The following is a 20,235-nucleotide window of genomic DNA, read 5'->3' as shown; positions in this document are numbered from 1 at the left end:
TATGATTTTAGAAGTTAAGAAATTACAAAAAGTTTATGGCGATAAAACCGTTGTAAACATCGAAGATCTACAGATTGCTGCCGGCGAAACCGTGGGGTTGGTAGGGAATAACGGTGCAGGTAAAACCACTTTCTTCCGTATGCTTTTAGATTTGATCCGCCCGACTACAGGCGAGGTTTTATCAAAAGGAGAAAATGTGATGCAGAACGATAACTGGAAAAATTATACGGCATCGTTTTTAGACGAAGGTTTCCTTATCGATTATTTAACCCCCGAAGAGTATTTTATTTTTATCGGCAGTTTACACAACCTGAGTGTGGCCGATGTTTCTGCTTACCTGAACCAATACGGGGAGTTTTTTAACGGCGAAATTCTGAACAGTGGTAAATACATCCGCGATTTTAGCAAGGGTAACCAGGTTAAAGTAGGCATTGCAGCAGCGTTAATGCAAAAGCCGGAAATTTTAATCCTGGACGAACCTTTTGCCAACCTCGATCCAACAACGCAGATCCGTTTAAAAAATTTATTAAAGGAGCAGGCAGGCAATATGACTACTTTTATCTCCAGTCACGATTTAAACCACGTTACCGATGTATGCAGCCGCATTGTTCTGGTAGAAAAAGGACAAGTAATCAAAGATTTTAAAACAGACGAAAATACACTAAAAGAGCTGGAGAATTATTTCTCTGCCTAGTTTTTGTACTAAGAATGATACATTATATCAGAGTCACGACTAATCGTGACTCTTTTTTTGCCTAAAAGATTGCTGTTTGTAGCCAAAATTGATCAAAATGGGCGCAAAATAGGCTTCAGGCTTTTTTTGGCATTGTGTTTGAATATGTCGGGTAGAAATTATAAATCTAGCATATCATGAGTATTTCAAAAGTAAGAATAGCGACATTAAGTATAGGGTTGGCAGTAGGATCGATGGCTTTCCAAAGTTGTGATAGTTTAACTAAAACACAAAAAGGAGCCGGTATCGGAGCTGCAGCAGGTGGTGTAATTGGTGCATTAATCGGTAAAAAGGCCGGTAATACAGCAGTTGGTGCATTAATCGGTGGTGCTATCGGCGGTACAGCAGGTGCATTTATCGGTCGCAGAATGGACAGACAGGCTGCTGAAATCCAAAAAGCTATTCCTAATGCCGAGGTAATTCGTGAAGGCGAAGGTATTATTGTAAAATTTGATAGTGGTATTTTATTCGATTTCGATAAAACTGCTTTAAAAGATGCTGCTAAAGCAAACGTACAGAGTTTAGCTTCATCATTAAACCAATATCCTGATACAGATATCAAAATTATCGGTCATACCGATAGCCGTGGTACCGAACAATATAATATGGGCCTGTCAGAAAGAAGAGCAGCTGCTGTTAAAGCTTATGCGGTATCTCAAGGTGTTCCGGCAAGCAGATTGGTTACCATTGGTAAAGGTTTTGCCGAGCCAATTGCAGATAACGAAACTGATGCAGGCCGTGCAGCTAACCGTCGCGTAGAAATTGTAATCGTTGCTAACGATGCGTTAAAAGCAACTGCGCAAAAACAAGGATAATCTCGCAAATTCCCTCTACCTATGAGGTCATTATATATGCGGCCCCGATGGACACATCGGGGTTTTTTTGTGTTGTCAGATGTTACCATCTGACGCTGAAAAAACTCATACAAAATGGGCTTCAAATATTTGTTCCGTTCGTTTTGTCATCCTGAGCGGAGTCGAAGGATTTACCAGTAGTAGTGTTAGAGCTTAGCTCGCCTCACGCAGCATGTTTAATTCTATACGTTTTTTGAAAAGCAAGGTTCTGTGTATATCGGTTAAGGTAGTCCTGCTATCCGCTCTACTGCGTGCCGCTGCTATCAGGTTTATTTAACTTGGGCATGTGGTACTTGGGGGGAAGCACAACTTACGAAGTTCCCCTTAGGTTAAGCCCGGGCCAACTTCGTAAGTTTTTCCAGGGCACCTGCAACCTCAAATAATAGCACGGAAACAATGACCCTAAACGGGATTGAAGCGGCATCCCCGATTTTTCATCGGGATACAGCGAAAAGCCCGGTTAACATTAAGAAATGCAAATGGCCTTGCTTTCTAAAAAATAAAAAATACAATTTATAAAAACCTGTCGGATGGAAACATCCGACAGCACTACGGGTTTTAAGAATAAATATCTTCGAAATAACTCACTACAAGTGATTTCATCAACATTTCCTGCTCCAGCATGGTGTAAGGAGGTATGGCTTTAATCAATTTCCAGTGCGGCCAGCCGTCCTGGTCTAAACCTTCCAGTTCGTAAAAGCCCATTTCGCTTAATAATCGGCAGGTGGCAATGTGCATCAGCTCTTCTTTCTGGCGTTTGCTGTATTTTTTTGGCCCCTTGCCCAGTTCCTGAACGCCGATAAGAAAAAGCATCACCTTTAAATCAGGAAAATCCGAATCAAATTCTGTTGAAATCCTTTCCTGTAAAACTTTCCATTTGGCATTAATCTCCGACGGTTTCATATCCCGCAAAGATAGTGTAAAAACGTGTAAGCCTTAAGTAAAACGTTTAGGCTTTTTAACATTAAAGCTTGAATGATAATGGTATTTTTGGTTACATTTATAACCTATGGATACGAATACCAATAACACAATTAATGCAGGTTTATTAGCTTACGGCATGTCGGGAAAGGTTTTTCACGCACCTTTTTTAAATGCACACAGTGGTTTCAATTTAAAGGCTATTGTAGAGCGCAGCAATAAAAATGCAGTTAATGATTACCCTGATATTACAAGTTATAACAGTGTTGATGAACTTTTGAATGATGATGAAATAGAGCTGGTGGTAGTTAATACACCCAATAATTTACATTACGAACATTCGAAGGCTGCATTAGCCAAGCATAAACATATTTTAGTGGAGAAACCATTTACGGCTACTACCGCACAGGCAAAAGAACTTTTCGAACTGGCCGATAGCGTTGGTAAACAGATTTTCTTTTACCAGAACCGCCGTTGGGACAGTGATTTTACTTCTGTAAAAAAAGTACTCGAAAGCGGTAAACTCGGTAAATTGAACGAGATGCACCTGCGTTACGATCGTTACCGCAATGTAATCGGACCAAAGGCATTTAAAGAAAACCCCGTAGAAGCCAGCGGACTGCTTTACGATTTAGGTCCACACCTTTTAGATCAGGTGATCAGTTTATTCGGTAAGCCACTTAATTTTAATAAAATTTTGGGCAAAAACAGGGTAGGTACTTTGGTGGATGATTATTTCACCATCCAGTTAAGTTATCCTGACAGCGTAAATGTTTTTGTAACCTCGAGTATGTTGGTGGTAGATCCGCAGGCCGCCTTTGTGTTACATGGCGTGGATGGAAGTTTTATCAAACAGAGGGCCGATATCCAGGAAGAACAGTTGCTGGCGGGTATGAAACTTACAGACGAAGGTTACGGTATTGAGGCAGAAGGTAAAGATGGTTTGTTAACCACCATTGATGCCGAAGGAAATAAAACTGAAGAAATCATCAAATCGGAAGTTGGTAGTTACCTGCCGCTTTTCGAAGCCATTTATCAATCCATTACAAACAATAAAACCTATCCCGTTACGCGTGAAGATGTTTTGGCCCAGCTAGAAATTATCGAAAGCTAACCTATATCTGTACCATCTTTTAAATCGGTATAATCTTTTAAATCGGTGTAATCCCTTAATCTGTGTAATCTCTTTTATGAACTCGCTGCCATTTGCTTATCTCATCCCTATTTTTTTGATAGCCCTTTATCTTATCCTTAAGAAAAAGAAAGTGGCTATTGAGCCTTTAACCGATGTAGATAAGAAAATATTGGATGATTATGTGGGCTATTACCATAATCTTGATTCGACAGACAAGCTTAGGTTTGAACAAAAAGTAGCTGAATTTTTCAGCAGTGTTAAAATTGAGGCTGTTGGTTTGGAAATGACCACTTTGGATGAGCTGTTAATTGCTTCAAGTGCGGTAATACCTATTTTTGGTTTTGATGATTGGCAATACAAAAACTTAACCAGCGTTTTATTGTATCCGGATACATTTAACAAAGATTTTCAGTTTGAGGGCGGAGAAAGAAACATTATGGGCATGGTAGGAACAGGTTATATGAACGGGCAGATGATTTTATCGCGTTCGGCGCTGCGCCATGGTTTTTCTAAAAGTGCAGGTAAAGAAAATACAGCCATACACGAATTTGTTCACCTCTTAGATAAATCGGATGGCGCAACCGATGGTATTCCGGAAAATTTAATGGCACACGAATATACTTTGCCCTGGGTAAAAATGATGCATGAGGAAATTGCTAGGATTGAGGATAATAAATCGGATATTAACCCTTATGCCACAACCAACGAAGCCGAGTTTTTTGCAGTGGTATCAGAATATTTTTTCGAAAAACCTGAGTTGCTGAAAGATAAACACCCCGAATTGTATTTTCAGTTAAGCCGCATTTTTGCGCAACAACCGGCAGGTTAATATGCTCAGTTACCAGATGAAACTATTTGCAACCATAATCTGTGGCCTGATTTCTATCAGTGCATTGGCGCAGAAAACCTATGTGCTGAGGCAGAATTATCCAACCGGTTATAAATACAATTTTTCAATCAATTCCGATCAGATCATCAATCAGAAAATTGGCGGTCAGGATATACATTTAACCCAGAATATAGGCACCGATTATACTTTTGATATTACGGAAGGCCATAATGGCGAAAAGGATGTTAAAGTAACCTATAATAAGATTTTCATGAAATCTGTTGCCATGGGTAATACCATGACCTATAATTCGGATGAGCAGGACAGTACAAAGAAAAACCCGTTTAGTGGTTTAAAAGGTGCTAGTTTTTTTATGACTGTAACACCAAACGGAGGGATTAAAACGGTTGCCGGTATCGATAAAATGCTCGATAATATGGCGGCGAAAATGAGCAATGATACCAGTGAGGTAAGGCAGATTAAAAATGCCCTGAGTAAACAGTTCAGTGCCGAAATAGTAAAAGAAACGATGGAGTCGTCGTTTAAAATTTATCCTGAAAAACAGGTCAAAATCGGCGATAGCTGGACGGTTGACACTAAATTACAAATGAGTATGCCGATTGAGACGATCACCGAATATACTTTAAAAGAAGTGAAAGATGGGATTGCTATACTCAGTGTGAAAGGTACTTTGGTATCAAAAGGAAGTTTTGAAGCCATGGGTAATAAAATGGAAACCGATTTAAAGGGAACCAACTCCGGAGAAACCGTTGTTGATATTAAAACCGGGATTGTGTTGAATAGTCACCTGCGCATAGAGTTATATGGCAAAATGAAATCGATGGGAAAAGATATCGATTTTGAAATGCAGGGGATTAATAAAATTGTTGGAAAAGAGATAAACTAGACCTTATAGGTTTTTAAAACCTATAAGATCTTTTTAACAAAACTACAAACTACCCGTTAAGGCCACCAAAAATTCTGTCGGGATTTCGATATGGGGAATATGTCCGCAGGCATCAAATTCGATAATTTTAGCGCCTATAATTTTGGCCGCGGTTTGCTTCCCTAAAAGTTTGTATTGGCCGTGTAAAGCCTGCTGATCTGGCGTGAGCAAACCTTTACCCACAATGGTTTTATCTTCTTTGCCGATAAATAAAACAGTCGGCACCTTTAAATTCTGAAATTCATACACCACAGGTTGTTCATAAATCATGGTATACGTTAGTGCTGCAACTTTGGCCCAGCGCGGATAATCGGCACTATAAGTTACCCCACCGGCAATATTTACCAGGTATTCATATTCTGGTTTCCAATAGGTAAAATACGAACCCTGATAGTATTTCCTTACGCTTTCTACTGTGGTTTTAAGCTCAGTTTGGTACTGTTGAGCAGTAGTAGTGTAAGGAATAAAAGTTTTATAATCTTCCAGCCCGATCGGATTTTCCAGCAATAATTTTTCTGTTGTTTCCGGATACATTAAAGCAAAGCGGGTAGCGAGCATGCCACCCATGCTATGACCTAAAACTACTGTTTTTTGAACGCCCAGTGTATCCAACAGCTTTTTATTCCAGGCGGCCATCTGGTGGAAACTATAGTGGATAAATGCTTTTGATGATTTACCAAAACCAATCTGGTCAGGAACAATAACCCGGTAACCGATATTGGTTAATGCTTTAATTACGTTGCCCCAATAATAACCGCCAAAATTTTTTCCGTGGAAAAGTATTGCTGTTTTACCATTTGCATTGGCCGTAGGTGCAACATCCATATAGGCCATTTTTATATCCTGACCTTCAGTATTAATCGGAAAATATTTAACCGGATATGGGTATTTCACGTTATCCAGTGTGATAGATAGGGTATCTATTTTTTGTGCCTGTAAGTTACTAAGGGAAAATAAGCTAAGCGCAAGTAAAAGGAAGTATCTTTTCATTGATGGGTATGATGTAAACTAAAAAACTAATCGGCACAAGTTAAACTTTTGCCAATTAGTTAGCTTAAAAATCATGCCCTTTTTACAAAACCTGATAAAAGGTGCTAGTAAATTCATTTTGGAATAAAAAATCCCGGTAAGATGAACTTATCGGGATTAAAATTATTTTTTAAAAAGTTGTTTAAGTAAAGGTGTTGGTATTTGTAAGGTGGTGGCGTCTGAAAAATCAGCAGAAAAGCTTTTTAAATTAACATTTTGCAGTTTAACACTCGATGTATCTGTTGTTTTAATGCTCAGGTTATCAAAAGGGAAAGGTTTTTGTTCGTTCTCATCCATGTTCCCGATTTCTATTTCTGATTTATCTGCAACAATATACAGGTTTTTAAATGCATTGGTGAAACCACTAAACTTGGTTTTATTCAGGTTAAGATAAAGTTTTCCTATTTTAGTTGGGTTAATTACGCTGATTACTTTCCCCTGAGAATCGTTATTGGTGATATCGCCTGATAAAAATAAACTTTCACTGCGGTCAACGTTCAGTTTTATAGAATCAGCATGGGCACTAAATTCGAGAATGTTCGAATTTGAAACGGAAACCTCGTTAATAACCGGACAGTAAATCACAATAACCATTTTTTCAATGCCGTTATCTTCCGTAAAATTTTTAACCGAAAGCTGGAGTATACCATTCGCATCTACCTCATACTTTAAATCATTTTTAAATTTGTCCTGAATTTTAATACCGTATTTGCTATCCTGTTTTACATATAGTTGCACGCTAAAATGTTTGGCGTCTTTGAATTGAATAGCTTTAAAAGCCCTTTGAATAGGAATACTTGTTCTGCCAGTTGATTTCTGCTCGAAAGTTTCATTATTGATTATTTGTGTCCCAAAATAAGAATCTTCAATCCCTCTTTCCTTGTAGTTTACCTTTGCATTTATGGCCACAACTATAATCGGTATAGCGATTAGTAGTATTGCGAGGCTGATTAATAATTTATTACTTGTTTTCATCTTCTTAAGCGTTAAAATTTTCTTTTACAAATGTTTTGTATTTGCCCTCTAATTCATCAAAGCCGATATTCAATAAATAAATATTCCTGAATACCACCGGAAGTTCATCTTCCATAAATAGTACCTTTCTATAACTTTTTACATGCTCAATAGCATCGTCGGTAATAAAAAAACCAATCCCTCTTTTATTATTGATGATATTTTTATTCTGCAGCAATTCATAAGTCCGCATTACAGTATTGGGATTTACCTCAAGCTCAACAGCTAATTCCCTAACCGAGGGTACTTTTTCTTCGGCTTTCCATTTTCCGAGCAAAATATGTTCGCAAACGTATTCTGCAATCTGAAGGTATATCGCCTTATTATCTCTGAATTCCATATCTATACCTTTTAAAATTAAACTTCTTTTTCTTTGAGGCGGATGTAGGTAATCGCCCAGATGATGATGGTGATGATGCTTGTTATCAGTAAAAGTGCCAGCAAAATCCAATCCTTATCATCGTTTCTATAATTATGGTGGTAAGGAACCTTGCCTTCCATTATCCACATCGAAAATTTAACTACCAGGTAAGATGCCAGTCCGATAAAAATCATTAAGGATAATGCTGTTTTAATGTAATGGAAACGGTTAAAATAAATCGAACCTAAAAGGAATATACTGGTAACAAGGAATGGAAAAGCAAAAAAGTAACTGCAATATTTTCTGTAGCCCTCATCATTAAATACTTCTTTGGTAATGGATTCGGCTTGCCTGATACCCGGATGATTAAAAGCATTGAGATGACTGTTGAGATATTTTACAAAAGCCAGATCTGTTAGATAGAAAATCAATAAGTAGCTGAAAAGACTTATTATGGCAGTGTAGGTTACGCCCGCAACAAATTTTTCGAAAGTCGAAGCAGGTGTCATCAGTTCTAAAATGGCCCTCGATTTTTGTCCGAGGATGTTAAAATAGCTGCTGGCTACAATACTGATAAAAACAAATCCCAGGATCAGGAAAAGAGGGTAACGGAAACGCATATCAAGATTACCATCGTAATCAAAATTATTGTCTTTTAGTGGCGAAGGGATATTGTAGCCATAAAAACCCACTACAATTCCTAGCAGTACCACAAGGCTAATTAAATAAATTTTTCCAAAATCTAACCATTGTCTTTTAAGCAATAAGCCAAATCGATTGATATTAAATGTGTTGTTCATCGCTTAACTGAATAGAGGTTTAAATTTGATTTTTTCTGCAAGTATGGCATTGAAAAGGAGTTCCATATCCAGTTTGCTTTCTTCATGGTGGTAATTTGGCATTACGGCATTATAACCCGAAAGTGAAGGCTCTGCGTAAATAATGCTGTCGTCGATCTCCTTTACCTTTTTAAAAGTTAATTTTGCCGTAATTCCTTCTACCGTGGCTTTAAGGGCAATATCATTTTCATCAAGCATGATTACCGTATCGATCAGGTTATCCAGGTCACGCACCTGGTGAGTAGAAATGATAATACAGCGCTCATCTGTCATGGCCGAAGCCATAATTTTCCTGAACTGTGCTTTAGATGGAATATCCAAACCATTGGTAGGTTCATCCATAATTACCAGTTTCGCCTGTGTGGCCAGTCCGAATGCGATGATTACTTTTTTCTTCTGTCCATAACTCATATTGATGAGTTTCTGCTCAACCGGAATATCAAGTTCTTTGATCAGATCGGTGAAATAATTATGGTCGAAGTTTTTATAAAATGGCGCATTGGCTTTTATATAGGCATCTATTTTAACCGACGGTAAGTAAAACTCCTCGGGTATAAAACAAATCTGTTCCAAAAGCGCTGGCTGTCGCTTGGCAGGGTCGTAACCCATTACATCTAAAGTTCCGCTCTGCGCATAAACCAAACCGGCGAGATTTTTTAATAAGGTTGATTTGCCGGCACCGTTTTTCCCGAGCAAACCGTAAATATGGCCGTTGCTTAAGCGCATGCTCATATTTTTGAATAATGGCCTGTGTTTACTATAGCCAAAATTAAGATTGTTAATGTTGATCATATCTACTGTATTAGTTAAATAATACACTAAAGTATGATGTTGTTTGTTCATCTCCAAATTTTTGGTGAAAAAAGTTTTTGCGGGTGGTAGTTAGCGGTTAACGTTTTCACTCCAAACTCCCATCGCCATCCGCCTCACGCCATCCGCTAAGCGCCCGGCTCCGCCACGGAACGGTAAAATATCCGTTTAATAATTGTTGCATTAAAACATCCTTAATACAGAGATTGTATGTTTGTAGTACATCGATAATATATGGATACAAAATGGGCATATTTACTTAGCCGCCTGGCTGTTGGTTTAAGTTTTTTCGGACATGGCCTGGTACGCTTACCAAAGCTTGCAGGTTTTAGCAACTGGATGGCCGGACAATTTTCTAAATCTTTGCTACCTGATGCACTGGTCATCCCGTTTAGCTACATTTTGCCCTTTGCCGAGTTTATAGCAGGCTTAATGATTATTCTGGGTTTGTTTACCAGGCAGGGCTTATTGTTTGCCGGCTTAATTTCCCTGATGTTGATTTTCGGAACAACGTTAATTGAGAATTGGGAGGCGTTACCTTCTCAGCTCATCCATGTAGCATTTTTATCGGTTTTACTTGCTTACCTGCCGCATAACAGTTATGCGGTTGATAAACTCATTAAAAAATAATTTATGGAATACAGAAAAATTGGCAACTCAGATTTAGAACTTTCGGTAATCACTTTTGGTGCCTGGGCAGCCGGCGGCTGGATGTGGGGAAGTACGGATAGAAACGATGCAATAAACGCAATTAAAGCAGGATACGATTTAGGGGTTACTTCAATTGATACAGCACCTATTTATGGTCAGGGTGATAGTGAAGAAATTGTGGGCGATGCCATAAAAGGTATTTCCCGCGATAAGTTACAGTTGGTAACCAAATTTGGCATGCGTTGGGACCTGGCCAAAGGCGATTTTGGCTTTAAGAGTAAAAACAACGATGGAAAGGAAATTGATATTTATAAATATGCCGGAAAAGAGAGTGTAATTTACGAATGCGAGCAATCTTTAAAACGTTTGGGAACCGATTATATTGATCTTTATCAGATCCACTGGCCAGATGTAACCACGCCAATCAGCGAAACTTTCGAAGCAGTAAGCAAATTAATCGAGCAGGGCAAAGTGCGTTATGCCGGAGTTTGCAATTATAATGTAGCGCAATTAAAAGAAGCTGACCAAACTCTGGAAATCATCTCTAATCAGATTTCTTTTAGTATGGTAAACCGTGGAGTAGAAGAAGAAATTGTTCCTTTTTGCATCGAAAAAAATAAATCTGTATTGGCTTACAGCCCGATGGAACGTGGTTTATTAACGGGGAAATTGAAACCTGGTCATCAGTTTGAAGAAGGCGATCACCGCCAGGGAAACAAATTTTTTACTCCTGAAAGTATCGAAAAAACAAATGCATTTTTGGCTAAAATAGAACCATTGGCCAAAGAGAAAAATGCTACTTTATCTCAACTGGTTTTACGCTGGACGGTTGAACGCCCGGGAATTACTATTGCCTTGGCCGGTGCCAGGAATGAAAAACAAGCTGTACAAAATGCAGAAGCCGTAAATGTAAAATTAAGCGCTGAAGAAATTCAGTTGATCAATACCGAATCGAAGAACGCAGGTTTTTAATATATTCAACCGCAAAGAAGGAATGCGCAAAGAGCGCGGAGGTTTATTTCTTGAATTGCTTTGCGAAAAAAACTTACGTCCTTTGCTGTTAAACTAAACAAAATATGTCGAAATTATTTTCTCCTTTTAAGATAAAGGATGTAACACTAAAAAATAGAATAGTTATTTCTCCGATGTGCCAGTATTCTGCTGTTGATGGTTTTGCTTCCGATTGGCATTTGGTGCATTTAGGAAGCCGTGCGGTTGGCGGTGCCGGTTTAATTATCCAGGAAGCTTCGGCAGTTACCGCTGATGGAAGAATTACTTACGCCGATCTGGGCATCTGGAAAGATGAACATGTAGAAAAACTGAAACAGATTGTTTCCTTTATTCATGAAAATGGAGCTATTGCTGGCATCCAGCTGGCGCACGCAGGGCGAAAAGCCAGTTGCGAAGTTCCGTGGAAAGGTGGCGAACAGATTGCCGATGGCGAAAACAGCTGGAAACCCGTTGGACCATCTCCAGTCCCTTTTAAACAAGGACAGGTTGAGCCTCACGAATTAACCATTTCGGAAATACAGGATATTGTTTTTGCCTTTAGGGCAGCTGCAAAACGCGCTTTGGATGCAGGCTATAAAGTGGTAGAAATACATGCTGCACATGGTTATTTATTGCACGAATTTTTTAGTCCGCTGAGTAATAAACGCAACGATGTTTATGGCGGAAGTTTCGAAAACAGGATCCGTTTGGTGATTGATGTGGTAGAAGCCGTGCAATCGGTTTGGCCTGAAAACCTGCCCTTATTTGTGCGCATTTCGGCCACAGACTGGACAGAAGGTGGCTGGAATGAAAATGACTCCTTGCAATTGGCTGCGGTTTTAAAAGATCGTGGGGTAGATTTGATCGATACCTCATCAGGTGGTAATGTGCCTGATGCCTTTATTCCGGCCGGACCGAATTACCAGGTGCCTTTTGCAGATAAAATCAGGAACGAAATCGGTATTTATACAGGTGCTGTAGGTGTAATTGTTGAGGCGCATCAGGCAGAAGAAATTTTGGAGCAGGAAAAAGCCGATTTAATTTTTATTGCCCGCGAATCGTTGCGTGATGCTTATTTCCCTACGCATGCTGCACAGGTATTGGGGGATGATACAGAATGGCCTAATCAATATGTGAGAGCCAAAAGGGAGGTTTTTAAGAAGTAGCTGGGACTGAATAGCAAACTTCAATAAAAAAACTCGTCATCTCGACTGAAGCGCAGCGAAATGGAGAGATCTACCTAGATAGATTTCTCGGCTTCGTTGCACTCCGCTCGAAATGACGGAAAATTAAAAAAAACAAAGCGGAGTGATCTTATTGATCAGCTCCGCTTTTTGCTTTCAAAATATTAATCGTCTTACTTAACCACTGTAAAAGGAATATACAATCCGAAGTTACCCGGTCGTGAGCAATTACGAATGATTTTTTTATGAATATATAAGCAAGTTAGCTTTGTTTAAAACCATAATGAGGTTTTCTAAAATAATATTTGCAACATAGTTGCATTATTTTATCTTTGTCATATACCTTAAAACATATAACTATGCTTAAAACAACATTAGCCATCCGGCATTATCTACTAATGACATTATTTGGAGCTATCCTCTTCGCTTCATGTCAAAAAGAGGATTCTTCAATCCCAGAAAAGTCACCCTCATTAAAGAATAAGTTAAGTGTAATTCCTCCTTTTATTTTTGATTGGGAAAAGACAACCTACATGCCGTCTAATCCTGCCAATGTTATTCCTATGCCATGGATAGGAAGTGTTGGTGGCATTGATGCAAATATTGTTGGTGATTATAAAAAAGCCGATGGTTGGGAATTAGTTTATGACACATTTGATAGTAATACATCTCCGTCACAAATTAAACCGGGAGGATTATACTTTGCACTTTATAATAAATATAGGGGGCTGTTAAGGTTTTATTTATACATTCCCCCAGGAACGATAACGGCCTCTTCGCAAATTCTTCATGGATTAAGTTTATTTGGTAACTCAACTTCACAAATGTTAAATTTTGAAAGTGGAGGGATTACTAATGCAGATGAATCAATTAGTGGATTTGCAAAAACTAATAATCAACAGATAAATTTGATGGGAAATTGGATTGCAATGGATTATGAAATTGCTTATGACCCAAATATTTCGAATACTTCATTCCCCTCATTTGGGATTCAATGGAATACAAAAACGGTTAATATTACAGATTTCAATCTGAATGGAACACAAACTGGTTCTATTAACGGAACGATCACAAGTCCAACAAGTGGTGATATAACCTCGATACTAAATGTTGCGACTAAGGCAGGTTTAACTTTTGCTGGCGCATCTGGAGTACAAGCTCTCTTAGGTAAGGCCGGTACTGAGGCTGAAAAAGGATTTTATAATAGCATTAGTGGAGCAATAACCAATTTGTTATCGGGTAAAATGTCTGGTTTTTTTAGCGCACTAGTAGGTGGAAGTAGTTCAAATTCGCAGCAAGTCCGTTTAAATATGGATACAAAAATTGAATTAAAAGGAACAGCAACGAACAGTTCTGGCCTTAGTAATTCTTTTTTAGTTTTGCCCGGTCAAAGCAATTCGCAGGTAGCTGATGGTCTGATTCCACAGTACAATCAGACTATGGGTATTGTAAATCTTTTAAATGCCCCAGAAATTCTTGCTCAAAACTACCATGTGTTTTCAACATTTAGAGGTGCGCATGCGGCAAAGTGGAAATTTAAATTTAATGAGAATAATCTTCCAAAAAATAACTTAGTATTTAATCCAGAAATTCTAAGAATTGCTGATATAGAAAATATAAATGAGGATTTACTAGTTTTAAATCCCACACTAGGTGCTTTCACAGGAGCAGAAGCTGCAATTTTTACAGTAACAGGTGGAACATTTGAAACAGTTGGAAATGATAAAGTATATGTAAATCCAATTGAATTTCCTGGCAAGGACAGATCATATCAGTATTATCAAGACTTTAGCTATCCTGATAAAAAAACGGCAGACCCCCGGAATTGGCAGCTAGCTGTGAGGATTAGCTTTGACGTAATTCCTAAAGACGGATCAAAAAAGGTGACAATTGTAAAAACTTTTAACTTGAAAAGGACCGATGTGGCAATGCCCAGTATTAATTTTTAAATCGGTTATTTTTTTTAAATTATAAGGTTTATTCAACTAATGTTTCCAGTAAATGCTTATTAATCCTAAGTATGTATTTGATTAGAAAGGCATATACAAAATTGAACAAAATTAATGCACAAGGGCTTGATAAAATAAGCCCTTGTGCATTATGTAAATTATAAAGTTACTTAACCACAGTAAAAGGAATATACAATCCGAAAGTAATGTTTCTACCAGGGTTATAAACACCTAAATTAAGGTTTTCAGAATCTATACGTCCTGGTTTTAATCTGCTCAATGCATCATAATATTTCTGATCTAACAAGTTGTTTGCTGATACAGAAAGTTTAACAGGTTGTTTACCCAGATTGAACGTTGCGCCAATACCGGCATTTAGCAAAGTATAACCGCTTGTTGGTGTTTCAAAAACATCATCAACACGTGATTGCTTAAACGCAGAATTTATACCTACAGAAAGATAAGCATCATTTGTGCCTTTAAGCTTAGGCTCAAAACGCAGTTCGTTTCTCAATGTTCCGGCAGGGATAAATGCAAGCGGTCTGTTTAATGAGTTATTTTGCGCATGAACGTAGCCAAATGTGTTTTCGAAATGGATAAAAGGAACCGGGTGGATGGTTAAACTCGCTTCAGCACCATAAAGGTTTGCATTAACCTGGCCATACCGGTAAACCGGATACTCATCGCCCTCTGCCGTTATTCTTTCCCCATTTGATGATGCATAAATAAAGTTATGGATGTAATTATTGTACACACTCGCACTTGCGCTAATTATTTTGCCTTCATATTCTAAAGCCGCATCTACCTGGTAACTGCGTTCGGGGCTTAAATTAGGGTTACCGATCTCGTAACGGAAAGTACCTTCGTGCACGCCATTTGAAGCTAATTCTGCCGGATTTGGTGCACGGAAAGCTGAACCTGCATTAGCTTTAAAGTTTAACTCATCATTAAACTGGTGTGTAAAACCTAAAGCACCGCTTACATTAGAGAATTTGTTCTGGAACGGTGCAAATCGTTCTTCGTCATCAACAAATAACTGTTTTCCGTTATTCTTTCTGTAATCGTATCGGGCACCAATACTAAAGGTATTGCTTTCCCAATTTTTCTTAGCGTAAGCAAAAACACCTATACCGTAAGTATTGTAATTTGGGATAAGAAATTCGTCGTTTGCTTTGTTCTGGCTATGTCCTGCATCAGCACTTACGCCAAATACAGGCTGCCAGCCATTGGTTTCGTGGATGTAATATTTTAAATCGGCATTGTAAGTTTTAAGATCGAAAAATAAAGAGGGATCAGGTCCTTCTTCCAGTTCGCGGCGTTGATTTTGCTGATAACCTAAATCAACCTTTAAATTACCATTACCGATAATGAAATTGTTGTTTAATGCAATTTTAAAGTGTCTGATGTCCTGACGTGGAAATTCTAACGTACGGTTTTTATAATCATCGTTGGTAAATGCGCTACCATCTTCTTTTACAAAATTTCCGTTATCATCTAAAGTTGGCTCGTAAAAACCAATGTTGTTCCGGAAGCTTGAAACATTTAAGTGGGTATAACCCCAGCTTTTATTTAAGCCCACCATACCGCTTAAATCGGTTTCGTTAAAGCCCGAATTTGGGAAATAACCTGTAGGCGTTTTAAAAGAGTAGGCATTTTTATAAGTTCCGCGGGCCCTCCAAACAAAGCCGTTTTCGTTACCGTTTAACATCAATGAGTTGGCGGTAAGTCCGTTGTTGGTAGAGTAATTACTGATAAATTCGCCTTTTACCTGTCCTTCAGGTGCTGTGCTTGGCTCCAATAGGTTAATTACACCACCTAACGCGTCTGAACCGTACATTAATGATGCTGCACCACGTAAAACCTCGATGCGGTCTGATTTAAACTGGTCGATTTCGATTCCGTGTTCATCACCCCATTGCTGTCCCTGTTGTTTAATTCCGTCATCTAAAGTTACAATCCTGTTATAACCCAAGCCCCTGATTACAGGTTTAGAAATCGATGGTCCGGTGGTAATCTGCGATACCCCGGGGATTTTGGTCAATGCATCAATCAAATTGGTAGATGGCTGCAAAAGCTGATCTTTGCCCACCACTGCCGATGAGGCGCTGTTCCTTTTGCTGGTGCTGCTAATCAAACTTCCGGTAATTACAATTTCCTTTGTTTCTATCGCCGTTGGCTGCAATGCAAACTCCAATCCGGCTGCGTCGGCCAGATTTACTACTTTAGTGGCAGTTTTATAACCTACATAATGTACTTCTACCAGATAACTTCCTTTCGAAGGTAGGTTGTTCAATATAAATTCTCCTTCATTATTGGTTACGGCCGAAACCTTTAAATCCGGAATAAAAATGGTTGCCCCTGGCAACGTTTGTTTGGTGCTGGCATCAATAACCTTACCAGTTATATTTTTCAAAGCGGCAGCAAAAACTGTACTGCTCAATAACGTATATAGAATTACCAAGCCAATAAGCTGTAATTTTTTCATGTGTGGTGTAATAAATAAAAATGAACGGAAAGCCTAAACAATAGCCCCAATTGAAGCCTGTTTTACTTTCTCATATAAATAAATAGGATTTGGCGCTTTTGCGCCTTAAAAGAAAAAATTAAGCCACAGGGGGCCCGCGTAAGCAGGTGCGCTTTATTTCGGTAAAAGCGTTCTTTAACGTAGGTTCGGTACGGTTAAAAATTTTGGCAGATAAAAAGATCCTGTAGATATGATGCGTTTGCACATAGTTTTTTTCAAAACTTGCATTGCAGATCAAACAGGTGTCACCGTGTGCCTGTACATGACTTACATGTTTACAATGTGCCTCTTTTGGTACAACAGGAACGGAATTGTGATGGTGGAGCACGCTCCATGGCGTTAGGGCAATAGCAAAAACCATCAGCATAAATGCTGATAAATATTGATTAATGTTTTGCCTATGCTTTTTCAACACGCCAAAAGTAGTAATTCCTTAGCAATTATATATATTTGAAAAGTAACATTGCTTTTATAAGTGTTTTAGACCGGAGATTTTATTGATGGTTTATTTGCCCAAAAAGATAACGAATGAAGTTTATCCGAAAAAACATATTCAATGCCTTATTCATTATCATATTTCTGGTAATTGCATTTGTGCCCGATGCAAAGGCCTTTTTTATTAAAGGTTTAATGGAGATAGGTTTTTATGCTCCAAAAGTTGAAACGCCAAAAGAAAACATATCAGGGTTGAATGGAATCCAGTTTAAGGATACAAAGGGTAATCTGGTTGATTTAGGTGATTTAAAAGGTAAAATTATTTTTCTGAACTTTTGGGCCACCTGGTGCCCGCCTTGCAGGGCCGAAATGCCTTCTATCAATAAGTTATATTCCCAGTTCAAAGACGATAAGGATATTGTATTCATTTTTGCCGACGCCGATGGTGATTTTGCAAAATCGGCCAAATTTATGGCTGATCGTAAATATTCAATGCCCGTATATAAAGTAGAAAGCGATATCCCCGAAAAACTATTTGCCGGCGCTTTGCCCACAACCGTTATTTTCGACAAACAGGGTCGTTTATCTTTCAGGCACGAAGGTGTAGCCAATTATGCCGACGAAAAGATTATCGATTTTCTTAAAAAATTAAAAAGCAGCAGGTAGCTTTAATCCATTCAGAGCCCTTTTTAAAACCCATTTCAGTCAAATTTGATGTAGAAATGATATTTGTATATGCAATATATGTAGTTAACTACATATATTTGTTTGATAATAATTAGCAATGCAAAATAACTTTAAAATTGAAAGGTTAGATAACCAGTTCTGTGAAGCGGTTATCGGGTTAATCCTGCCCATCCAGCAAATAGAATTTAATGTGGATATCGATCTGGCTGCACAGCCTGATTTGCTGGATATTGAAAAACACTATGATGCCTCAGGTGGTGCATTTTGGGGTGCCAGACAAAATGGCGAGCTCATTGGTACAATTGCCTTAATTGCACAACCCGAACATCATGCAGGGGCAATCAGAAAGATGTTTGTTAAAAAAGAATTCCGGGGCAAAGAATTAGGCGTGGCACAGGTTTTACTGGAAACACTTTTGAACTATTGTAAGGAAAATAACCTGAATGAAGTATATTTGGGTACCAAGGATATATTGCAGGCCGCCTGCCGTTTTTACGAAAGAAATGGGTTTAGGCAGGTAGCCATGCAAGATCTGCCTGTTTATTTCCCCCGAATGGCTGTAGATAATGTGTTTTATAGCCTGGGGTTAAAATCTGTTTAATGGAACAAAATGTAATTGATGCTTCTGGCTTACTGGCCATTTCTACACGTTTACAAAGGCTTAGCGACCAGATCCGTAAAGATGGTTTGCTGATTTATAAAGCATTCGGGATCGATTTCCAACCCAAATGGTTCCCGGTGTTATACACTTTATATAAAAAATCGACCATGAGTGTGGTTTCCCTCTCTGAAGAAATCGGTTATGCGCATCCTTCTACCATCAGTTTGTTAAAAGAACTGGAGAAAGAGAAACTCATCCGGTCTAAAAAAGATAAGGTAGATACCCGAAAACGTTTGGTAGAACTTACCGAAAAAGGTAAAACACTTTTATCCACCATGGAGCCGGTTTGGGAAGTGATTATCAAGGCCACAGCGGAGATTACAAATACCGAAAATAACCTGATGAAAGCCATAAATGAAGTAGAGGCCACGCTGCATGAGAAAAGCTTTTTGCAAAGGGCCGAGGTTTATATGAAGAAAGAATTTTGAGGGATTGAATGACTTATTGATTGAATGAATTGTTGAATGACTGAATGATTGAATGAATGTTGAATGATGAAATCGATGGAGGAATGAATTAATTTTGAACGGGGTTAATCAATCATTTTGCTATTTTTGCCCTTATGATTTCATTTTTCGAGGCTTCGCTTAAACAGCTTTCCATCCACCATACCGGTAATAAACTGGTTGAAGAATATTACAAATTATCTGATGCCCCTTTAAAAATCGAGGATGAACTGTTAGGGAATCTGTTGATGCAGTATTTTTTAAAGCCTTTCGAAAAAATAAATGAGGTATACCGTTTTTTCCATCCGAATGATAACCTCCAGCTGAACGAAGTATTCCATTTTGCCCACGAGATTTTTGAGAACAATGTGCTTTTTCACGAAGATTCGCAGCAGCTGGCTAAATATTTATACGATGTTGCCAATCACCCTAAAATCAAATCGGGCGAATTGTATGTAGCATATTTCGAAAAAGTGCAGATAGAGGGTGAGCAGCTGGATGTGCTGGGGATTTTTAAATCTGAAACAAAGGATACTTATTTAAAGGTTTTTCCTGAACTGGATGGTTTTAACATGAGCTACGAACAGGAGGCCATCAGCATTAACAAACTGGACAAAGGCTGTTTGATTTTTAATGTTGATAAGGAAGAAGGTTATAAAGTAGTGGTGCTGGATCAATCGAAAAGCAGCAACGATTCTGCTGTGTACTGGAAAGATGAGTTTTTAAAATTGAAGATCAGAAACGATAGTTACAATCAAACCAATAATGTTTTGGGGGTTTATAAAAACTTTGTCACGCAGAAACTGGATGATGATTACGAAATCAGTAAAGCGGATAAAATTGATCTCCTAAACCGGTCGATGAAATATTTTAAAGAGAAAGAAACCTTTGATATTGAAGAATTCGGTAATGAGGTAATCGGTAATGCCGAAGGGATCGAATCATTTAAAAACTATAAGAAAAATTACGAAGAGGAGTTCGAAAGTCCGATTGCGGATCATTTTGAGATTGCCGAATCAGCCGTTAAAAAACAGGCCCGTGCTTATAAAAGTGTGTTAAAACTGGATAAAAACTTCCACATCTACATCCACGGCAATAAAGATATGATCGAGAAAGGTTACGATGATGATAAATCGATGAACTTTTACAAGGTATATTTTAGAGAAGAGGAGTAAGGTTAGTCCTAAGTCTTGAGTCCTTAGTCGTGAGTCTCTGGGCGATCGTTGACTTTAGACTT

At 38.4% G+C, this 20,235-nt stretch carries 20 protein-coding genes; 13 read left to right on the top strand and 7 right to left on the bottom strand.

Going from position 1 to position 20,235, the window contains the following annotated elements; translation table 11 throughout:
- Nucleotide 1: 1 nt before the first annotated feature.
- Nucleotides 2-694 (top strand): ABC transporter ATP-binding protein, encoded by a 693-nt coding sequence (locus tag DRW42_RS12450; protein ID WP_113949144.1) that lies wholly within the window; start codon nucleotides 2-4, stop codon nucleotides 692-694.
- 176 nt (nucleotides 695-870) lie between these two features.
- A complete protein-coding gene (locus DRW42_RS12445; RefSeq protein WP_113949143.1) occupies nucleotides 871-1,548 on the top strand; it encodes a YiaD family glycine zipper/OmpA-like lipoprotein in 678 nt (225 codons plus the stop codon).
- Between the two features lie 597 nt (nucleotides 1,549-2,145).
- Here the strand turns inward: DRW42_RS12445 and DRW42_RS12440 are convergent.
- A complete protein-coding gene (locus DRW42_RS12440) occupies nucleotides 2,146-2,490 on the bottom strand; it encodes a hypothetical protein (RefSeq protein ID WP_090504033.1) in 345 nt (114 codons plus the stop codon).
- 106 nt (nucleotides 2,491-2,596) lie between these two features.
- On the opposite strand from DRW42_RS12440, the gene DRW42_RS12435 reads away from it, so the two are divergent.
- The 3 genes from DRW42_RS12435 (at nucleotide 2,597) to DRW42_RS12425 (ending at nucleotide 5,379) form a co-directional block, all read left to right on the top strand.
- Nucleotides 2,597-3,622, top strand: a complete 1,026-nt coding sequence (locus DRW42_RS12435) for a Gfo/Idh/MocA family oxidoreductase (RefSeq protein WP_113949142.1) — start codon at nucleotides 2,597-2,599, stop codon at nucleotides 3,620-3,622.
- 115 nt (nucleotides 3,623-3,737) lie between these two features.
- Complete coding sequence (locus DRW42_RS12430) at nucleotides 3,738-4,472, top strand: M90 family metallopeptidase (protein ID WP_341866231.1); 735 nt, start codon at nucleotides 3,738-3,740, stop codon at nucleotides 4,470-4,472.
- Between the two features lie 16 nt (nucleotides 4,473-4,488).
- The gene (locus tag DRW42_RS12425; RefSeq protein WP_147243732.1) at nucleotides 4,489-5,379 is read left to right on the top strand and encodes a DUF6263 family protein; all 891 of its coding nucleotides are present in this window, start codon (nucleotides 4,489-4,491) and stop codon (nucleotides 5,377-5,379) included.
- Between the two features lie 42 nt (nucleotides 5,380-5,421).
- Here the strand turns inward: DRW42_RS12425 and DRW42_RS12420 are convergent, their stop codons facing one another.
- From DRW42_RS12420 to DRW42_RS12400, 5 genes are all read right to left on the bottom strand, one after another.
- Nucleotides 5,422-6,408 carry an alpha/beta fold hydrolase gene (locus DRW42_RS12420; RefSeq protein ID WP_113949139.1) on the bottom strand — a complete coding sequence of 329 codons (987 nt, stop codon included), beginning with the start codon at nucleotides 6,406-6,408 and terminating at the stop codon, nucleotides 5,422-5,424.
- A 162-nt stretch (nucleotides 6,409-6,570) separates the two neighbouring features.
- Complete coding sequence (locus DRW42_RS12415; protein ID WP_113949138.1) at nucleotides 6,571-7,422, bottom strand: hypothetical protein; 852 nt, start codon at nucleotides 7,420-7,422, stop codon at nucleotides 6,571-6,573.
- A 4-nt stretch (nucleotides 7,423-7,426) separates the two neighbouring features.
- On the bottom strand, nucleotides 7,427-7,801 hold the full coding sequence (locus tag DRW42_RS12410) for a GntR family transcriptional regulator (RefSeq protein WP_113949137.1): 375 nt from the start codon (nucleotides 7,799-7,801) through the stop codon (nucleotides 7,427-7,429).
- A 17-nt stretch (nucleotides 7,802-7,818) separates the two neighbouring features.
- Complete coding sequence (locus tag DRW42_RS12405; protein ID WP_113949136.1) at nucleotides 7,819-8,622, bottom strand: hypothetical protein; 804 nt, start codon at nucleotides 8,620-8,622, stop codon at nucleotides 7,819-7,821.
- A 3-nt stretch (nucleotides 8,623-8,625) separates the two neighbouring features.
- Nucleotides 8,626-9,504 carry an ABC transporter ATP-binding protein gene (locus DRW42_RS12400; protein ID WP_244215259.1) on the bottom strand — a complete coding sequence of 293 codons (879 nt, stop codon included), beginning with the start codon at nucleotides 9,502-9,504 and terminating at the stop codon, nucleotides 8,626-8,628.
- Nucleotides 9,505-9,705: 201 nt separating this feature from the next.
- Between DRW42_RS12400 and DRW42_RS12395 the strand changes: the two genes are divergently transcribed.
- The 4 genes from DRW42_RS12395 to DRW42_RS12380 all read left to right on the top strand — a co-directional run bounded on the left by DRW42_RS12395 (nucleotide 9,706) and on the right by DRW42_RS12380 (nucleotide 14,245).
- Nucleotides 9,706-10,101, top strand: coding sequence for a DoxX family protein (locus tag DRW42_RS12395; RefSeq protein WP_113949135.1), 396 nt, complete (start codon nucleotides 9,706-9,708; stop codon nucleotides 10,099-10,101).
- Between the two features lie 3 nt (nucleotides 10,102-10,104).
- A complete protein-coding gene (locus tag DRW42_RS12390; RefSeq protein ID WP_113949134.1) occupies nucleotides 10,105-11,094 on the top strand; it encodes an aldo/keto reductase in 990 nt (329 codons plus the stop codon).
- A gap of 104 nt (nucleotides 11,095-11,198) precedes the next feature.
- Complete coding sequence (locus DRW42_RS12385) at nucleotides 11,199-12,278, top strand: NADH:flavin oxidoreductase/NADH oxidase (RefSeq protein ID WP_113949133.1); 1,080 nt, start codon at nucleotides 11,199-11,201, stop codon at nucleotides 12,276-12,278.
- A gap of 377 nt (nucleotides 12,279-12,655) precedes the next feature.
- The gene (locus tag DRW42_RS12380) at nucleotides 12,656-14,245 is read left to right on the top strand and encodes a hypothetical protein (protein WP_147243731.1); all 1,590 of its coding nucleotides are present in this window, start codon (nucleotides 12,656-12,658) and stop codon (nucleotides 14,243-14,245) included.
- Between the two features lie 166 nt (nucleotides 14,246-14,411).
- Here DRW42_RS12380 and DRW42_RS12375 read toward each other — a convergent pair whose 3' ends face one another.
- Nucleotides 14,412-16,730, bottom strand: coding sequence for a TonB-dependent receptor (locus DRW42_RS12375; protein WP_113949131.1), 2,319 nt, complete (start codon nucleotides 16,728-16,730; stop codon nucleotides 14,412-14,414).
- 567 nt (nucleotides 16,731-17,297) lie between these two features.
- On the opposite strand from DRW42_RS12375, the gene DRW42_RS12365 reads away from it, so the two are divergent.
- The 4 genes from DRW42_RS12365 to DRW42_RS12350 all read left to right on the top strand — a co-directional run bounded on the left by DRW42_RS12365 (nucleotide 17,298) and on the right by DRW42_RS12350 (nucleotide 20,173).
- Nucleotides 17,298-17,870 (top strand): TlpA family protein disulfide reductase, encoded by a 573-nt coding sequence (locus tag DRW42_RS12365; protein ID WP_113949129.1) that lies wholly within the window; start codon nucleotides 17,298-17,300, stop codon nucleotides 17,868-17,870.
- Between the two features lie 118 nt (nucleotides 17,871-17,988).
- Nucleotides 17,989-18,492, top strand: coding sequence for a GNAT family N-acetyltransferase (locus tag DRW42_RS12360; RefSeq protein WP_113949128.1), 504 nt, complete (start codon nucleotides 17,989-17,991; stop codon nucleotides 18,490-18,492).
- On the top strand, nucleotides 18,492-18,980 hold the full coding sequence (locus DRW42_RS12355) for a MarR family winged helix-turn-helix transcriptional regulator (RefSeq protein WP_113949127.1): 489 nt from the start codon (nucleotides 18,492-18,494) through the stop codon (nucleotides 18,978-18,980). Before DRW42_RS12360 ends, DRW42_RS12355 begins: the two co-directional genes overlap by 1 nt.
- A 134-nt stretch (nucleotides 18,981-19,114) precedes the next feature.
- Entirely contained in the window at nucleotides 19,115-20,173 is a 1,059-nt protein-coding gene (locus tag DRW42_RS12350) for a nucleoid-associated protein (protein WP_113949126.1), read from the top strand.
- The last annotated feature ends 62 nt before the right edge of the window (nucleotides 20,174-20,235 follow it).

The sequence above is a fragment of the Pedobacter miscanthi genome, from assembly GCF_003315595.1.
GTDB classification, from domain to species: domain Bacteria; phylum Bacteroidota; class Bacteroidia; order Sphingobacteriales; family Sphingobacteriaceae; genus Pedobacter; species Pedobacter miscanthi.
Note: the sequence above shows the minus strand (reverse complement) of the source record. Positions and strands in the feature narration are given on the sequence as shown.

What these genes read in the sequence shown, in the direction of transcription:
- DRW42_RS12450 (WP_113949144.1), top strand. Translation starts at nt 2, where the DNA reads ATGATTTTAGAAGTTAAGAAATTACAAAAAGTTTATGGCGATAAAACC.
- DRW42_RS12445 (WP_113949143.1), top strand. Translation starts at nt 871, where the DNA reads ATGAGTATTTCAAAAGTAAGAATAGCGACATTAAGTATAGGGTTGGCA.
- DRW42_RS12440 (WP_090504033.1), bottom strand. Translation starts at nt 2,490, where the DNA reads ATGAAACCGTCGGAGATTAATGCCAAATGGAAAGTTTTACAGGAAAGG.
- DRW42_RS12435 (WP_113949142.1), top strand. Translation starts at nt 2,597, where the DNA reads ATGGATACGAATACCAATAACACAATTAATGCAGGTTTATTAGCTTAC.
- DRW42_RS12425 (WP_147243732.1), top strand. Translation starts at nt 4,489, where the DNA reads ATGAAACTATTTGCAACCATAATCTGTGGCCTGATTTCTATCAGTGCA.
- DRW42_RS12420 (WP_113949139.1), bottom strand. Translation starts at nt 6,408, where the DNA reads ATGAAAAGATACTTCCTTTTACTTGCGCTTAGCTTATTTTCCCTTAGT.
- DRW42_RS12415 (WP_113949138.1), bottom strand. Translation starts at nt 7,422, where the DNA reads ATGAAAACAAGTAATAAATTATTAATCAGCCTCGCAATACTACTAATC.
- DRW42_RS12410 (WP_113949137.1), bottom strand. Translation starts at nt 7,801, where the DNA reads ATGGAATTCAGAGATAATAAGGCGATATACCTTCAGATTGCAGAATAC.
- DRW42_RS12405 (WP_113949136.1), bottom strand. Translation starts at nt 8,622, where the DNA reads ATGAACAACACATTTAATATCAATCGATTTGGCTTATTGCTTAAAAGA.
- DRW42_RS12400 (WP_244215259.1), bottom strand. Translation starts at nt 9,504, where the DNA reads ATGAACAAACAACATCATACTTTAGTGTATTATTTAACTAATACAGTA.
- DRW42_RS12395 (WP_113949135.1), top strand. Translation starts at nt 9,706, where the DNA reads ATGGATACAAAATGGGCATATTTACTTAGCCGCCTGGCTGTTGGTTTA.
- DRW42_RS12390 (WP_113949134.1), top strand. Translation starts at nt 10,105, where the DNA reads ATGGAATACAGAAAAATTGGCAACTCAGATTTAGAACTTTCGGTAATC.
- DRW42_RS12385 (WP_113949133.1), top strand. Translation starts at nt 11,199, where the DNA reads ATGTCGAAATTATTTTCTCCTTTTAAGATAAAGGATGTAACACTAAAA.
- DRW42_RS12380 (WP_147243731.1), top strand. Translation starts at nt 12,656, where the DNA reads ATGCTTAAAACAACATTAGCCATCCGGCATTATCTACTAATGACATTA.
- DRW42_RS12375 (WP_113949131.1), bottom strand. Translation starts at nt 16,730, where the DNA reads ATGAAAAAATTACAGCTTATTGGCTTGGTAATTCTATATACGTTATTG.
- DRW42_RS12365 (WP_113949129.1), top strand. Translation starts at nt 17,298, where the DNA reads ATGAAGTTTATCCGAAAAAACATATTCAATGCCTTATTCATTATCATA.
- DRW42_RS12360 (WP_113949128.1), top strand. Translation starts at nt 17,989, where the DNA reads ATGCAAAATAACTTTAAAATTGAAAGGTTAGATAACCAGTTCTGTGAA.
- DRW42_RS12355 (WP_113949127.1), top strand. Translation starts at nt 18,492, where the DNA reads ATGGAACAAAATGTAATTGATGCTTCTGGCTTACTGGCCATTTCTACA.
- DRW42_RS12350 (WP_113949126.1), top strand. Translation starts at nt 19,115, where the DNA reads ATGATTTCATTTTTCGAGGCTTCGCTTAAACAGCTTTCCATCCACCAT.